Source organism: Comamonas antarctica (assembly GCF_013363755.1).
GTDB lineage: Bacteria > Pseudomonadota > Gammaproteobacteria > Burkholderiales > Burkholderiaceae_C > Comamonas > Comamonas antarctica.
This window is the reverse complement of the sequence record NZ_CP054840.1, coordinates 3,333,845-3,349,047: the sequence shown is the minus strand read 5'-3', so window position 1 is coordinate 3,349,047 and position 15,203 is coordinate 3,333,845. Positions and strand designations below refer to the sequence as shown.

The 15,203-nt window shown below is 68.0% G+C and carries 15 protein-coding genes and 1 tRNA gene; 4 read left to right on the top strand and 12 right to left on the bottom strand.

Annotated features, from left to right (window positions below; all coding sequences use genetic code 11):
• Nucleotides 1-66: 66 nt before the first annotated feature.
• Genes HUK68_RS15480 through HUK68_RS15465 form a run of 4 tightly spaced genes read right to left on the bottom strand, consistent with a single transcriptional unit; the run spans nucleotide 67 to nucleotide 3,755 of the window.
• Nucleotides 67-939, bottom strand: a complete 873-nt coding sequence (locus tag HUK68_RS15480; RefSeq protein WP_175504991.1) for an ATP-binding cassette domain-containing protein — start codon at nucleotides 937-939, stop codon at nucleotides 67-69.
• Nucleotides 936-1,931, bottom strand: coding sequence for an ABC transporter ATP-binding protein (locus HUK68_RS15475; RefSeq protein WP_175504990.1), 996 nt, complete (start codon nucleotides 1,929-1,931; stop codon nucleotides 936-938). The genes HUK68_RS15480 and HUK68_RS15475 overlap by 4 nt, the downstream gene beginning before the upstream one ends.
• 4 nt (nucleotides 1,932-1,935) lie before the next feature.
• The gene (locus HUK68_RS15470; RefSeq protein ID WP_175504989.1) at nucleotides 1,936-2,796 is read right to left on the bottom strand and encodes an ABC transporter permease; all 861 of its coding nucleotides are present in this window, start codon (nucleotides 2,794-2,796) and stop codon (nucleotides 1,936-1,938) included.
• Nucleotides 2,793-3,755 (bottom strand): ABC transporter permease, encoded by a 963-nt coding sequence (locus tag HUK68_RS15465; protein ID WP_175504988.1) that lies wholly within the window; start codon nucleotides 3,753-3,755, stop codon nucleotides 2,793-2,795. Before HUK68_RS15465 ends, HUK68_RS15470 begins: the two co-directional genes overlap by 4 nt.
• A gap of 192 nt (nucleotides 3,756-3,947) precedes the next feature.
• Here HUK68_RS15465 and HUK68_RS15460 point away from each other — a divergent pair, with 192 nt between their 5' ends.
• Entirely contained in the window at nucleotides 3,948-4,211 is a 264-nt protein-coding gene (locus HUK68_RS15460; protein WP_175504987.1) for a YfhL family 4Fe-4S dicluster ferredoxin, read from the top strand.
• 163 nt (nucleotides 4,212-4,374) lie between these two features.
• Here HUK68_RS15460 and pth read toward each other — a convergent pair whose 3' ends face one another.
• From pth to HUK68_RS15425, 7 genes are all read right to left on the bottom strand, one after another.
• Nucleotides 4,375-5,004: an aminoacyl-tRNA hydrolase gene (pth, locus tag HUK68_RS15455; RefSeq protein WP_175504986.1), complete on the bottom strand. Its 630-nt coding sequence runs from the start codon at nucleotides 5,002-5,004 to the stop codon at nucleotides 4,375-4,377.
• Nucleotides 5,005-5,135: 131 nt separating this feature from the next.
• Nucleotides 5,136-5,762, bottom strand: coding sequence for a 50S ribosomal protein L25/general stress protein Ctc (locus tag HUK68_RS15450; RefSeq protein WP_175504985.1), 627 nt, complete (start codon nucleotides 5,760-5,762; stop codon nucleotides 5,136-5,138).
• 159 nt (nucleotides 5,763-5,921) lie between these two features.
• Entirely contained in the window at nucleotides 5,922-6,881 is a 960-nt protein-coding gene (locus HUK68_RS15445) for a ribose-phosphate pyrophosphokinase (protein WP_175504984.1), read from the bottom strand.
• A gap of 44 nt (nucleotides 6,882-6,925) precedes the next feature.
• A tRNA-Gln gene (locus HUK68_RS15440) sits at nucleotides 6,926-7,002 on the bottom strand.
• A 37-nt stretch (nucleotides 7,003-7,039) separates the two neighbouring features.
• Complete coding sequence (gene ispE, locus HUK68_RS15435; RefSeq protein ID WP_175504983.1) at nucleotides 7,040-7,894, bottom strand: 4-(cytidine 5'-diphospho)-2-C-methyl-D-erythritol kinase; 855 nt, start codon at nucleotides 7,892-7,894, stop codon at nucleotides 7,040-7,042.
• 40 nt (nucleotides 7,895-7,934) lie between these two features.
• Nucleotides 7,935-8,441 (bottom strand): lipoprotein insertase outer membrane protein LolB, encoded by a 507-nt coding sequence (locus HUK68_RS15430; protein ID WP_175504982.1) that lies wholly within the window; start codon nucleotides 8,439-8,441, stop codon nucleotides 7,935-7,937.
• On the bottom strand, nucleotides 8,438-10,219 hold the full coding sequence (locus HUK68_RS15425; protein WP_175504981.1) for a tetratricopeptide repeat protein: 1,782 nt from the start codon (nucleotides 10,217-10,219) through the stop codon (nucleotides 8,438-8,440). The genes HUK68_RS15430 and HUK68_RS15425 overlap by 4 nt, the downstream gene beginning before the upstream one ends.
• Nucleotides 10,220-10,342: 123 nt before the next feature.
• Here HUK68_RS15425 and mutM point away from each other — a divergent pair, with 123 nt between their 5' ends.
• The 3 genes from mutM (at nucleotide 10,343) to mutY (ending at nucleotide 14,300) form a co-directional block, all read left to right on the top strand.
• Complete coding sequence (gene mutM / locus HUK68_RS15420) at nucleotides 10,343-11,164, top strand: bifunctional DNA-formamidopyrimidine glycosylase/DNA-(apurinic or apyrimidinic site) lyase (RefSeq protein WP_175504980.1); 822 nt, start codon at nucleotides 10,343-10,345, stop codon at nucleotides 11,162-11,164.
• 119 nt (nucleotides 11,165-11,283) lie between these two features.
• Nucleotides 11,284-13,251 carry a dynamin family protein gene (locus tag HUK68_RS15415; RefSeq protein WP_175504979.1) on the top strand — a complete coding sequence of 656 codons (1,968 nt, stop codon included), beginning with the start codon at nucleotides 11,284-11,286 and terminating at the stop codon, nucleotides 13,249-13,251.
• A gap of 2 nt (nucleotides 13,252-13,253) precedes the next feature.
• Nucleotides 13,254-14,300, top strand: coding sequence for an A/G-specific adenine glycosylase (gene mutY, locus HUK68_RS15410; protein WP_175504978.1), 1,047 nt, complete (start codon nucleotides 13,254-13,256; stop codon nucleotides 14,298-14,300).
• 18 nt (nucleotides 14,301-14,318) lie between these two features.
• Here mutY and rapZ read toward each other — a convergent pair whose 3' ends face one another.
• Nucleotides 14,319-15,200, bottom strand: a complete 882-nt coding sequence (rapZ, locus tag HUK68_RS15405; RefSeq protein ID WP_175504977.1) for an RNase adapter RapZ — start codon at nucleotides 15,198-15,200, stop codon at nucleotides 14,319-14,321.
• Between the last annotated feature and the right edge of the window lie 3 nt (nucleotides 15,201-15,203).

The following is a 15,203-nucleotide window of genomic DNA, read 5'->3' as shown; positions in this document are numbered from 1 at the left end:
CTCCGGCGGAATGTTCTGGGGGCGGGCCCGGCCGATGGGGCGGGCGTGCTGACCCCGCTTTTTACACTATTCGGCTGCGGGCTGCCGCGCCAGCGCATCAACCCGCTCGCGCCGGCGCGCACGTGCGCGTCCGGGCGCGATCTGCGGCACGGCCGCGACCAGCGCGCGGGTGTAGGGGTGCTCGGGCGCGGCAAACAGCTGGGCCGGCGCGCCGCGCTCGACGATCCGCCCCTGGTAGAGCACGACAACCTCATCGCACAGCTGCTGCACCACCGCCAGGTCATGGCTGATCAGCAGATAGCCCAGGCCGTGCTGCTGCTGCAGATCGCGCAGCAGGTTCAGCACCTGGGCCTGCACCGACACGTCGAGCGCGCTGACCGGCTCGTCGGCGACGATCAGGCGCGGACGCGTGATCAACGCGCGCGCAATGGCAATGCGCTGGCGCTGGCCGCCCGAGAACTCGTGCGGGTACTTGTCCAGATCGGCGCTGCGCAGCCCGACTTCGGCCAGCGCCTGCGCGGCGCGCTCGCGCTGTTCGGCGCGGCTGCCCGCGCCCAGCGCCTGCAGCGGCTCGGCGACGATGCGCGCCACGCGCTGGCGCGGATCGAGCGAGCCATAGGGGTCCTGGAACACCATCTGGAAATGGCGCCGCGCGCTGCGCAGTTCCTGCGGCGCCAGGCGGTGCACATCCTGGCCCAGCAGCTTGACCTGGCCCGCATCGGGCTTGTCGAGCGCCATGACCAGCCGCGCCAGCGTCGACTTGCCCGAACCCGATTCGCCGACGACGCCCAGGCTACGACCATGATCCACGCGCAGGCTCACGCCGCGCAGGGCCTCGACGGTCGGCGCAGCGCTGAACAGCTGCCGGCGTGGCAGGCGGTAGCTGCGCGCCAGGTCGGTGACTTCGAGCAGCGGCGGCATGGAATCCGGCGGCATCATGGCGCCTCCGCGGTAAACGGCGCGTGCACCACCTCGGGCCGCAGGCAGCGGCTCCAGTGATCGGGCGCGGCATCGGCGCGCACCAGGGCCGGGCGCTGCTGCAGGCACAGGTCGACGGTATGCGCGCAGCGGCCCGCGAACGGGCAACCCGGCGGCAGGTCGGCCAGCGCCGGAACGCTACCCGGAATGGTGGGCAAGCGCCGCTGGGCGCTGCCGATCTGCGGCCGGGCCGCGAGCAGCGCGCGCGTATAGGGGTGGCCCAGATGGCCGAAGATCGCCTCGGTCGGGCCGCTCTCGACCACGCTGCCGCCATACATCACCAGCATCTGGTCGACGTTCTGCGACACCACGGCCAGGTCGTGCGAGATCAGGATCAGCGCCATGCGGCGTTCGTCGACCAGGTCGCTGATCAGGTCGAGAATCTGCTGCTGGATGGTCACGTCCAGCGCCGTGGTCGGCTCGTCGGCGATCAGCAGGTCGGGTTCGCAGGCCAGCGCCATGGCGATGGTGACGCGCTGGCGCTGTCCGCCCGAGAACTCGTGCGGGTAGGCGTCGGCGCGGCGCGCGGCATCGGCAATGCCCACGCGGTCGAGCAGGGCGATGGCCTGGCGCCGGGCGGAGCGCGCATCGAGACCGCGATGGCGGCGCAGCGGCTCGGCCACCTGGCGCACGATGCTGTGCAGCGGATTGAGCGCGGTCATCGGCTCCTGGAAGACCATGGCCATGCGGTTGCCGCGCAGCGCGCCCAGTGCCTTGTCCCCCAGGCCGATGAGTTCCTGGCCGTCGAAGCGGATGCTGCCCGACAGCTGCGCGTTGTCGGGCAGCAGTCCCATCAGCGCCATGGCGGTGAGCGACTTGCCGCTGCCCGATTCGCCGATGATGCCCAGCGTGGCGCCGCGTTCGAGCGTCAGTTCCAGGTCGCGCACCGCCACGACCGGGCCGCGCGGCGTGGCCAGCGTGAGCTGCAGTTGGGAGACTTCAAGCAATGCCATGGTGTCAGCGCGCGCGTGCGAGGCGTGGATCGAGCCAGTCGCGCAGGCCGTCGCCCAGCAGGTTCAGGCCCAGCACCGCGAGGGCAATCGCCAGGCCCGGCCAGATGGCCAGCAGCGGTGCCTCGAACATCAGCGTCTGGGCTTCGCTGAGCATGCGGCCCCACGAGGGCTGGGGTGGCTGCGTGCCCAGGCCCAGGTAGGACAGCGCGGCTTCGGCCAGGATGGCAATCGCAAACTGGATGGTGGCCTGCACGATCAGCATGGGCAGGATGTTGGGCAGCACATGCTCCCAGGTGATGGCCCAGCGGCTTCTGCCGCAGGCGCGCGCTGCAAGAATGTAATCGCGCGACCAGACCGCATTGGCCGAGGCGCGCGTGACGCGCGCAAAGGTCGGAATGTTGAAGATGCCGATGGCGATGATGGCGTTGACGATGCCCGCGCCAAAGACGGCCGTGAGCATGATGGCCGACAGGATGGCGGGAAACGCAAACGTGAAGTCGGCCAGGCGCATGATCAGTTCCTCGACCCAGCCGCGCCGCGCTGCCGCCAGCAGGCCCAGCGCCGTGCCCAGCAGCAGGCCTATGCCCACGGCGATCAGGCCAACGAGAATCGAACTGCGCGCGCCCACCAGCAGCAGCGAGGCGACATCGCGGCCAAAGGCGTCCGTGCCGAGCCAATGCGCGGCGCTGGGCGGCAGCAGCTTGAGCTCCAGGTCGATCTCATACGGCGACCACGGGGTCCAGACCAGCGACAGGCCCGCAGCCAGCAGCAGCAGCAGCGTCAGCGCCGCGCCCAGCACCAGGCTGCGCTGGCGCAGCGCGCGCTGCCAGGCGCTGGGAGGGACAAGGGCGAGGGGCGTGCTCATAGGTCGCTGGCTTTGAGGCGTGGATCGATGGCCGCATACAGCAGATCGACAATGAAGTTGACGATGACCACCATGGCCGCGAGCAGCATCACACAGTTGCGCACCACGATCAGGTCGCGGTTGGCAATCGACTGGAAGATCAGCCGGCCCAGGCCCGGCAGGTAGAAGACATTCTCGACCACGATGGTGCCGGCCAGCAGGTTGGCGAACTGCAGGCCCATTACGGTGACCACGGGCACCATGGCATTGCGCAGCACATGGCCCCACAGCACGCCGCGCCGCGACAGCCCCTTGGCGCGCGCGGTGCGCACGAAGTCCTCGCGCATGACGTCCAGCACCGCCGAGCGCGTGATGCGCGCCAGGATCGCGGCCTGCACCACGGCCAGCGAGATTGCCGGCAGCAGCAAGGCCTTGAACGCCTGCCAGAAGCCGCCGCCCGCGTCTTCGGTCCAGCCCGGAAATCCGCCGGCCGAGAACCATTGCAGCTTCACCGAGAACAGCAGGATCAGCAGGATCGCAAACCAGAAGTTGGGAATGGCGATGCCCAGCTGGGCCAGGCCCATCACGCCCATGTCGCCCCAGCGGTTGTGGCGCGAGGCCGCATAGACGCCGGCCGACAGGGCCAGCACGGTGGTGATCAGCATGGCCAGCACCGCCAGCGGCACGGTGAGCGCGAGGCGTTCTAGCACCAGGTCGACGACCGGGCTGCCATAGGCATAGCTGTTGCCCAGATCGAGCACCAGCAGGCCCTGCACCCATTGCAGGTAGCGCTGCCAGGCCGGCTGGTCCAGGCCCAGCTGCTGCGCCAGCGCCTGCACGGCTTCGGGCGCCGCGTCCGGGCCCATCAGCACCTGCGCGGCATTGCCCGGCAGCACGTCCAGCACCACGAACACCACGGCCGATGTGGCGGCCAGGGTGGCAATCAGGGTGAGGAAGCGTTTGAGGAGAAAGACACTCATGGGGCGGTGGGGCCAGGCGCTGCGGCCCGGAGGTGCAGAGCATAGCGGGAAATGCGCATCCGCGAGCCCGGTGGCCATGTCCGCAGCGGCGGCGGGATTATGGCGACGGCGGGATAATCGCGCTCATATGAAACCTGTGCCGTTCTTTTCGTCGGATGCCCAGGCGCCGCGCTGCGCCTGCGGGAGGCTGCCATGGCTTTGATGATCACCGACGAATGCATCAACTGCGACGTCTGCGAACCTGAGTGCCCGAATGACGCGATCTACATGGGCGAGCTGATCTACGAGATCGCACCGTCCAAGTGCACCGAATGCGTCGGCCATTTCGACGAGCCGCAGTGCGTGCAGATCTGCCCGGTGGCCTGCATTCCGGTGAATCCGGAGCATGTGGAGTCGCGCGAGACGCTGTTCGAGAAATTCACGCGGCTGGAAGCGGCGAAGGCGCAGGGCGTTTGAGTCGTTTGTAGGGCAGGTCGTTCATGGTTCGACCGGGCCGCGCAGGCAAGCTCACCACGAACGGACACCCGATCGCCCTGAGCTTGCCTGGGCGGCCCCGTCGAAGGGTGGACGGCCTGCAGTCCAGTTGTTTCAAGGCCTTTTTTTAGTCACCACACTCGTCTTAGCCGATTTTTACATTTCCGCCCTCAGCCATCGGCTTCGCCGGTTTCGGCCGTGGCGGCTTGGTGGTATGGATCTGCAGCGTGGCCTTGTCCATGTCACCGGCCTGCAGCAGGCGCCAGGCCTTGAGCGAGTGCGCGATGCTGTCCTCGATCAGCGTGCGCTGGTCGGGGGCGGGTTTCTTCAATACCCAGTTGGCGACTTCGGCGCGGTCGCCCGGGTGGCCGATGCCGATGCGCAGGCGCCAGTAGTCGGGCGTGCCGAGTTGCGCATGGATGTCGCGCAAGCCGTTGTGGCCCGCGTGGCCGCCGCCGCGCTTGAGCTTGGCCTGGCCCGGCAGCATGTCGAGTTCGTCATGCACCACGAGCACTTCCTCGGGCAGGATCTTGAAGAAGCGCGCCAGCGCGCCCACCGATTTGCCCGACAGGTTCATATAGGTCTGCGGCTTGAGCAGCCACACATTCTGGCCGTCGACGCTGGCGCGCGCCGCCAGGCCGAAGTAGCTGCGCTCGGGCTGCAGCGTCACCTTGAGTTCGCGCGCCAGCCCGTCGATCCACCAGAAACCGGCGTTGTGGCGCGTGTCTTCGTACTCGGGGCCGGGGTTGCCCAGGCCGACAAACAATTTGATCATCTGTGAATTATCTCCGTGGACCGCAGCCAGCGGCTTCCCAAAGCAAACGGCCCACGCGCGCGAAGCGGTGGGCCGTTGGCTTTGGGGCCGCCACCGGCCCCGGGGGGCCGTTGGCGGCGCTCAAGAAGTGATTACTTCTTGCCCTTCTTGGCGGGAGCAGCGGGTGCAGCGCCTTCGGCGGGCGTGGCGATCTCATCAGCCGGGGGCACGATGGAAACCAGGGCCGGGTTGTTTTGCGTGCCGCGGATGTGGGCTTCCACGCCCTTGGGCAGCTTGACGTTCTTCAGCGTGAACGAACCACCCTTTTGCAGGTTGCTCAGGTCGACGGTGATGAATTCGGGCAGGTCCGAAGGCACGCAGACCACGGGCAGAGCGGTGACCAGGGGGGTCACGATGCACTTGTCTTGGGCAACTGCGGGCGACTTCTCGGCGCCTTCGAAGTGCAGGGGCACGTTCAGGTGCAGCTTGGTGTTTTCGTCCACGCGCTGGAAGTCAACGTGCAGCACGAGTTGCTTGTAGGGGTGGAATTGCACGTCACGCAGCACGACCTTGCTGACTTGACCGGCGATGTCCATTTCCAGCACGCTGGAGTGGAACGCTTCCTTCTTCAGGGCGTGCCACAGGTTGTTGTGGTCCAGTTCGATGGCCAAAGGCTCGGCGGAACCGCCAAACACGATGCCGGGGGTCTTGCCCGAATTACGCAGACGGCGGCTCGCACCCGTACCTTGCTTTGCGCGCTCTGTAGCGACGATGTTCATAGTTAACTCCTGTGTGGGCCGACCGCGACCAGTGCGACCCGTTTGAAAAAAAGACAGGCCGGAAAATGCCGGACCGTCCTTGGTATGTCCCGAAACACACAAAACCTCCCGAGGGAGGTTTGCGCCAGCCGCGAGGCTGGAGATTCCGCAAGCGGAGTCTTATTCCGAGAACAAGCTGAGCACCGAATCACCCGTGGAGATGCGCTTGATCGTTTCGGCGATCAGCGGGGCCACGGAGAGTTGGCGAATCTTGCTGCAACCCTGGGCGTTCGCGCTCAGGGGAATGGTGTTGGTGACGACGACTTCATCAAGTGCCTCGCCGCCGGCAATGCGCTCGATGGCCGGGCCCGAGAAGATCGGGTGCGTGCAATAGGCGTAGACCTTCTTGGCGCCGCGCTGCTTGAGCACTTCGGCGGCCTTGACCAGCGTACCGGCGGTGTCGATCATGTCGTCCATGATCACGCAGTTGCGGCCTTCGATGTCGCCGATCACGTGCATCACTTCGGAGACGTTGGCCTTGGGGCGGCGCTTGTCGATGATGGCCAGGTCGCAGCCGAGCTGCTTGGCCAGCGCGCGGGCACGGACCACGCCGCCGACGTCGGGCGACACGACGATCAGGTCTTCGTAGTTCTTCTGGCGCAGGTCGCCGAGCAGCACGGGCGAAGCGTAGATGTTGTCGACCGGAATATCGAAGAAGCCCTGGATCTGGTCGGCGTGCAGGTCCATGGTCAGGACGCGCTCGACGCCCACGGCCTGGAGCATGTTGGCCACGACCTTGGCCGTGATCGGCACGCGCGACGAGCGCGGGCGGCGGTCTTGGCGGGCATAGCCGAAGTAGGGGATCACGGCGCAGATGCGTTCAGCGGATGCGCGCTTGAGCGCATCGACCATCACCAGCAGTTCCATGAGGTTGTCGTTGGTCGGCGCGCAGGTCGACTGAACGACGAAAACGTCGCGCGTGCGGACGTTCTGCTTGATTTCGACGGTGACTTCACCATCGGAGAAGCGACCCACTTCGGCGGCGCCGAGCTTGGTGCCGAGATGGCCGGCAATCTCATCGGCAAGGCCACGGTTGGCATTGCCGGTAAAAATCATGAAATCTGAATGATTGGTCTGCATGAGCGTCCCAGTGTTTATGGGTTTGCTTGTACGCAAAAGACATTTGGCAGGGGAAGAAGGATTCGAACCTTCGCATGCTGGAATCAAAATCCAGTGCCTTAACCAACTTGGCGACTCCCCTACACGGGCCAATTGCTGATGCAACCAACCGGTAACCTTTAATCCCTGGCCCAACCCTGAAGCGGATGAACGTCGAGATTGTGGCAAACCTTGATCATCCAGTCGCTGGGTGCGCCCGTCATCTCAATCGTTTGCGTCATCGGTGCAAACACTGCACTTCCTGAGCCCGTCATCCTACCATGCAATCCGTGTGCTTCAAGCCAATCAAGGGCTTTTTTCACATCGGGGCACAGGGTTTGTGCGACCGGCTGCAAGTTGTTTTGACCGTAGTCATAGTGCATTGCAGCGAAGTCCAAGATTGTAGCACGCTCCGAATCGCGTTTCAGCGCGGCTGACGAAAAAATCGATTTCGTCTCCAATCCCGCGCCGGGCTTGAGCACCAGGAAGCGCTGCGGCGGCAACTGCTGCGAGCCTTCCAGCGGCGTGATGATGTCGCCAATGCCTTCGACCCAGGCATTGCGCCCGCGCAGGAAGAACGGCACGTCGGCGCCCAGTTGCACGCCAATCGCTTCGAGCGCGGGGCGCGGCAGGTCCAGCTTCCAGAGCCGGTTGAGTGCCAGCAGCGTGCTGGCCGCGTCGGAGGAACCGCCGCCCATGCCGGCCTGCGCGGGAATGCTTTTTTCCACGCCGATATGCGCGCCGGCGCGGCAGCCGGTCGCGGCCTGCAGCGCGCGCGCGGCGCGCGTGATCAGGTCGTCATCGGGCAGGCGCATGCCGCTCAGGTCTTCGCGCGTGATGCGGCCATCGGCGCGCAGGTCGAAATGCAGGCGGTCCTGCCAGTCGATCAGCATGAACACCGATTCGATCAGGTGGTAGCCATCGGCGCGGCGGCCGGTGATGTGCAGGAACAGGTTGAGCTTGGCCGGAGCCGGCACGTCGTGAAGCGAACGCATGGAATGGGAAACGGAAAGGGGGACCGGGCGCGGCCCGGCTTCAGCGGTCGAGCACCAGGCGCAGCGTGGCGCGCGGCAGCGGATCGGTGCGCTCGGCGCGCAGCCGGCCTTCGGCCAGTTGCGACAGGTCGGCGCGCCAGCCCGGCGCCGCGGCCTGCTCGCCCGCGAGCCACGCAAACAGCGCGCCCAGGGGCAAGGGCGTGCCGATGGTGTCCTGCACCAGCGCCTCGAGCGATGGGGATTCGCGCAGCTCGCCGCCCTGGCGCAGCTGCGCACCCGCGGGGCTCCACAGCAACTCGGCCAGCGCCGCGCCAAACGGCGTCAGCAGGATCAGCTGGCCTTCGGATTCAGAGCCCTGCAATTCAAACGCGGCACTGAAGGACTGGTCTTCGGCCTGGGCATCATGCACTTGCAGCGCCAGCCGGCCGCTCCAGTGCGCCGCGGCGTTCTGGGGGCGCAGGCGCGGCTGGGCGCAGCCGCCGAGCACCAGCGCCAGCGGCGCGGCCGCGAGCAGCAGCGCGCGCCGGGTCGGAGACTGCGCCCTCATGGCTTGACGCCCAGGCGTTGCAGGGTTTCGCGCAGCGTGTCGTTGTCGGGATTGAGCGCCAGCGCCTTCTTCCAGACATCGCGCGCCTGGCGCTGCTGGCCGCTGCTCCACAGCACTTCACCCAGGTGCGCGGCGATCTCCGCATCGGGGCGCAGCGCAAAGGCCTTTTCCAGCAGGGATTGCGCCAGCGGCAGGTTGCCGCTGCGGAATTCCGTCCAGGCCAGGCTGTCGATGATGAACGGGTCGTTGGGCGCGGCTTCGAGCGCCTTGGTGATCAGCGTGCGGGCTTCGTCCAGGCGGATGCCGCGCTCGGCAAACGAGAAGCCCAGCGCGTTGTAGGCGTGGTGGAAGCTCGGGTCGCGCGCGATGAGCGCGCGCAGCAGGTCTTCCATCTCCTGGTAGCGGCCGATCTTCTCGGCCAGGATGGCGGTGTCGTAGGCAATCTCGCTGTCCTGCGGAAACTGCTGGAGCAGCGTGGACTGCAGCGCATAGGCCAGCGCCGGCTGGTCGGCCTCGCGCACCAGCTGCACTTCGGCCTGCAGGCGCTGGCGCTGCTGCTGCGGCGTCGCGGCGGGCACGGCCTGGATGACGGCGCGCGCCTGGTCGAGCTGGCCCTGCTGGGCCAGGATCGAGGCCCGGCGCACCTGGACGTTGAGCATCTGCGCGCCGTCTTCAATGCTGTCGAGCCATTGCAGCGCCGGTGCGTAGCGGTTTTCCTTCTGCGCGATCAGCGCATGCAGCAGGGCTGACTCGGTGCGGGCGCTGCGCTGCGTGCCGGCATTGGGCAGTTGCGGAATCAGTGCATCGAAGCGCTGCAGCGCGGCTTCGGCCGCGGGCCAGCGCTGCTGCTGCGCATTCAGCCGCGCCAGGGTGAACCAGGCGTCGGCGTAATCAGGGGTTTCACGCGTGATCGCGGTCAGCTGTGCCTCGGCCGGCTCGAGCCGGTCCTGGCCCAGCAGCACGCGCGCGTAGGCCATGCGCATGTCGGCGCCGCGCTGCTTCTCGACATAGCGTGCGACCAGCGGTTCGGCGCCGCGGTGGCCGTTTTCCAGCAGCTCGAGCGCGAGCAGCGCGGAGGCGCCGTTGCCCGGGGACAGGACTTCGGCCTTCTGGACGGCTTCCAGCGCGGCCGTGGGATTGCTCGCGGCCAGCTGCATGTGGCCGATCGCGGCATAGGCCGAAGGGCCGGCGGCGGCGTCGGACAGCTGGCTTTGCAGTGCCTGCTCGACGACCTGCGCCGCCAGTGCCTTGTCGCTGGCGCGGCTGTAGAGTTGCGTGATGCTCAGGAATACCACCGGCTTGCTGGGCGCGGGCGTGGTTTCGACTTCCTGGCGCAGATAGGGCACGGTGTCGCCGATGCGGTTGAGCGCGACCAGGATCTGCAGCACGAAGCGGTTGGCGTTGCGCGATTCGGGAAACGCCTCGCGCCAGGCCTGCGCCGCCAGCAGCGCCTGGTTGCCGGCGCGTGCCTGCAAGGCCATCTCGGTGGCGCGGCGGTACAGCTGGGGGCTGTTGCTCTGGCGTGCGGCGTTGAGGATCAGCGCCTGTCCACTGCCCGGGTCGCCGACGCCCACCGCCATCTCGCCGACCAGCACTTCGTAGAACAGCCCGGCGTTGAACGCCGCGGCATCGTCGACTTCATTGCTCGCCGGCGGCGTCAGCGTGCCGCCCGCGGGAGGCAGGGGCTCGGCCTGGCTCCAGGCGGTTGCGGGAACGGCAGCCAGCGCCGCCAGTGCGGCGGCCAGCGCCAGGGCCCGAGGGCGTAGAGGATGAACCATCGAATCATAATAATCGAACCAAGCCGTCCTGCAAGGTAAGCGGGCAGCGCTTGCATTGCCGCAAAAAAACCTCATCTGCGAGGCTTGCCGGCACCGCTGCCGGCCCATTTGCGCAGGAGTGCCATGCCCGAGTTACCCGAAGTCGAAGTCACGCGCCGCTCGTTTGCACCGTCCATCGCGGGGGCACGCATCCTGGACGTGCGCCTGGGCAAGCCGCTGCGCTGGCCGCTGGGCCTGGCGCCCGAGGCGCTGGCCGGGCGCGCGGTGCGCAGCGTGCGCCGCCGCGGCAAGTACCTGCTGGTCGATCTGAGCGATGGCCTGCTGCTGCTGCATCTGGGCATGTCGGGCAGCCTGCGCTTCGCGCCCACGGACAGCCTGCCTGCGCCCGGCACGCATGACCATTTCGATCTGGTGACCACGCAGGGCACGCTGCGGCTGCATGATCCGCGCCGCTTTGGCGCCGTGGTGTACGCCGCGGGCGAGGACGACCCGGTGGCGCGCAAGCTGCTGGGCGGTCTGGGCATGGAGCCGCTGGAAGACACGTTTGCGCTGCAGGCGTTCCATGCCGGCCTGCAGGCCAGCCGCACGCCGATCAAGCTGCTGCTGCTGGGCGGCAAGCTGGTGGTGGGGGTGGGCAACATCTATGCGTCGGAAGTGCTGTTCATGGCGCGCATCTCGCCGCTGGCGCCGGCCAACACCATCGGCCCGCGGCGCGCGCAGCGGCTGTACGAGGCCATCCGCGTGGTGCTGGCCGCGGCCGTGGAGAAGGGCGGCACCACGCTCAAGGATTTCTCCAATGCCGATGGCATGCCAGGTCACTTCCAGCTGCAGACCCAGGTCTATGACCGCGAAGGACTGCCCTGCACGCGCTGCGCGGCGCCGCTGCGCATGCTGCGCCAAGGCCAGCGCAGCACCTTCTACTGCAGCCACTGCCAGAGACAATGAGCAGCCCCTGAGCGGCGTATGTGGCCGGGCCACCCCGCGCTTGCTGCTCTCACTGCCACATGGCTTATATTTTGTGACGCCGGGCGCTGTGCCCGCAGCAGATCCGCGGGAGAGCGACGTTGGCCACACCTTTCAATGCACAGTTCGACCAGCACGGCCGCTGGCGCCGGAATTTCGCGCGCCGGCTGCAGCAACTGCGCGAATGGCTCGACGGCCATGAACTGCTGGATGCGGCCGTCGCCGAGCGTCTGCAGCGCCTGCAGGCGCAGGTGCAGGGCGACAAGGTCATGGTGGCGTTCGTGGCCGAGTTCTCGCGCGGCAAGTCCGAGCTGATCAATGCGGTGTTCTTTGCCGGGTATGGCCGGCGGCTGATGCCCGCGGGCGCGGGGCGCACCACCATGTGCCCCGCGGAACTCGCCTGGGAGCCGGAGCGCGCGCCCAGCCTGCGCCTGCTGCCGGTGGAAACCCGCGCGCACGCCAGCAGCCTGGCCGAATGGCGGCTGCGGCCCGAAGCCTGGCAGCAATTGCCGCTCGATGTCGATGATGGGGCGCAACTCGCGGCCGCGCTGGCCAGGATTGCCGAGGTGCGCCGCGTGCCGCTGGCCCAGGCGCGCGCCTGGGGGTTCTGGCAGGACCCGGCGCAGGACGATGCACAGCCCGTGGCCGATGCGCAAGGCCTGGTCGAAGTGCCCGCATGGCGCCATGCACTGATCAACCTGCCCCATCCGCTGCTGCAGGATGGGCTGGTGATTCTCGACACGCCCGGCCTGAATGCCATCGGCGCCGAGCCCGAACTCACGGTCGGTCTGCTGGCCCAGGCGCATGCCGTGGTTTTTCTGGTGGCGGCCGACACCGGCGTGACGCAGTCGGACCTGGCCGTCTGGCGCGCGCATCTGCATGCGGGCGACGGCGCGGCGCTGTCGCGGCTCGTGGTGCTCAACAAGATCGACACGCTGTGGGACCGGCTCAGCACCGGCCAGCAGGTGCATGCGCAGATCCAGCGCCAGCGCCGTGCGGCCGCCGAAACCCTGGGCCTGCCGCCCGAACGCGTGCTGCCGGTGTCGGCGCAAAAAGGCCTGGTGGCCAAGATCGGCGCAGACGCCGCGCTGCTGCGCGCCAGCGGGCTGATGCCGTTCGAGCAGGCGCTGTCCGACGGCATCATGGGCCAGCGCCAGGGCGTGCTGCGCCTGGCGGTGGAGTCCGGCGTCGCGCAGCTGCAGGCCGAAGTGCAGCGCCGCCTCACCATCCAGCGGCGCGATCTCGACGACCAGCTGGCCGAGCTGCGCAGCCTGCGCGGCAAGAACGCGGGCGTCATGGCGTCGATGCGCGCGCGCATCCAGCAGGAGCAGGCCGAGTTCGACGCCAGCGCGGCGCGCATCCAGGCGCTGCGCGCGGTGCAGGCACGCATGCAGCAGACCTTGCTCCAGGCCGCGTCTGGGGACGCGATCGAAGACGGGCTGGCGCCGCTGCGTGCCGCGCTGGCGCGCCGCGGGCTGAAGCTGGGCGCGCGCCAGGCCTATGCGACGGCCTTCGAACAGCTGCACGGCACGGTCGAACGATGGCTGACCGAGGCGGGCGAACTGCAGCAGATGGTGGCGGCGTCGTTCCGTGCGCTGAATGCCGAATTCGGCTTCTCGCTGCAAGCCTCGGCGGCCTGGAACGTGCAGAGCCTGGCGCGCGACGTCGCGCAGATCGAGCGCGGCTACCTGCATTACCTGGGCCTGGGCCACGCGCTGCGGCTCGCGCAGGCCGGGCATTCGCAGCGCCTGACGCGCGCGCTGGCCGAGCGCCTGACGGCCGTGTTTGCCAGTGCGGGCCAGGAGGTCACCCTGTGGAGCCATGCGGCCCTGGCGCAACTCGATGCACAATGGGCGGAACGCAAACGCAGCTTCACGCGCCGCATCGAGGCCGTGGACCGTATCCAGCAGGCGGCCAGCAGCCTGGTCGAGCGCATTGCCGAACTGGACGCCGCCGAGCGGCACCTCACGGCCTTGCAACAACAGCTGGCGCAACTTTGCGCGCAGCTGCTGGCGCCGCCCGCGCCGCAGCCCGCGCCCGCAGCCCACGACCCCACTCCGGTACTCTGATCTTGACGACTTCCTCCATCGCCGCCGCCGTCGTGCAGTGGCAGGCCACGCATGGCCGCAACCATCTGCCCTGGCAACAGACGCGCGACCCGTACCGCGTCTGGCTGTCCGAAATCATGCTGCAGCAGACCCAGGTGGCCACGGTGCTGGGCTACTACCCGCGTTTCCTGGCACAGTTTCCCGATGTGGCCAGCCTCGCGGCCGCGCCCGAGGACGCGGTGCTCGCGCTCTGGAGCGGACTGGGCTACTACAGCCGCGCGCGCAACCTGCACAAGTGCGCGCAGGCGGTGATGCAACTGCACGGCGGGCGCTTTCCCGAAACCGCCGAGCAGCTCGCGACGCTGCCGGGCATTGGCCGCTCGACCGCGGGCGCGATTGCGGCGTTCTGCTTTTCCGAGCGCGTGCCGATTCTCGACGCCAATGTGCGGCGCGTGCTCACGCGCGTACTGGCCTTCGATGCCGACCTGGCCGTGGCGCGCAACGAGCGTGATCTCTGGGACCAGGCGACGGCGCTGTGCCCCGATCCGCGCGAACTCGATCTGCACGACGCGATGCCGCGTTACACCCAGGGCATGATGGACCTGGGCGCGAGCCTGTGCCTGCCGCGCAATCCGTCCTGCCTGCTGTGCCCGCTGCACAGCCAATGCCGCGCGGCGCGCGCCGGCAACCCCGAGCACTATCCGGTGCGCACGCGCAAGCTCAAGCGCAGTTCCCAGGCCTGGTGGCTGCTGATCGCGCAAGACAGCGCGGGGCGCATCCGCCTGGGCAAGCGCCCGTCGACCGGCATCTGGGCCGGGCTCTACAGTCCGCCGGTGTTCGAGGATGCGGCCGCGCTCGAAGCCGTGGTGCAGGCCCGCTGGCCCGGCGTGCCGCTGGAGCACCACGATGCCTTCCTGCATGTGCTCACGCACCGCGACCTGCACCTGCACCCGGTGATTGCGCGCGTCGAGGCGGCCGAGCCGTCGGCGGACGACTGGTATACGCGGGCGCAGTGGACGGAAATGGGATTGCCGGCGCCGGTGAGGAAGCTGCTGGAGCGCGAAGGGTAGGGGTCTGCCCCCTGGAATTCAGATCTCCGCAGCCGCCGTCCGCGCATCCAGCTCGCGGTGCCGCGTCAAGGTCGGCCAGTCCTTGGCGAAGTGGGTGGCCAGCTGCTCCACCAGGTAGACCGAGCGGTGCTGGCCGCCGGTGCAGCCTACGGCCACCGTGACATAGCTGCGGTGGTTCTGCTCCAGCAGCGGCAGCCAGTGTTCGAAGAACTGCGCGATCTGGCGCTGCATCTCCAGCACCTCGGGCTGCTGGCGCAAAAAGGCCTGCACCGGTGCATCCTTGCCCGAAAACGGCCGCAGTTCCCGGTCGTAGTAGGGGTTGGGCAGCATGCGCACATCGAACAGGTAGTCGCAGTCCGCGGGAATGCCGTGCTTGAAGCCGAACGACTGGAACACCAGCGTCATCTGCCCCAGCGGCAGGGTCAGCAGGCTCTTCACATAGCTCTGCAGCTGCGACGGCCGCAGGCTGCTGGTGTCTATGACTTCCGATTGCTCGCGCAGGCCGGCCAGCAGTTCGCGCTCCCACTCGATGGTCTGCATCAGCGCCTGCCGGCCCTGCTGCAGCTCGTCGCTGGACAGCGGATGGCGGCGGCGGGTTTCGGAAAAGCGCCGCGCCAGCGTGGCGGTGTTGGCATCGAGAAACAGCGACTGCACCACCACGCCCTCGCTGCGCAGCAAGGCCAGTTGCGCCGGCAGGCTGGGCAGGCCGGTGGCGCTGCGCGCATCGATGGCAATTGCCACGCGGTTGCCATGGTGCGTGTGCTCGAGCGCGACAAACGATGACAGCAGTTCGGGCGGCAGGTTGTCGACGCAGTAGTAGCCCGCGTCTTCGAGCGCGTGCAGCGCGACGGATTTGCCGGAGCCGGACATGCCGGTGACCAAAACGATCTCGAGTGCCATGCG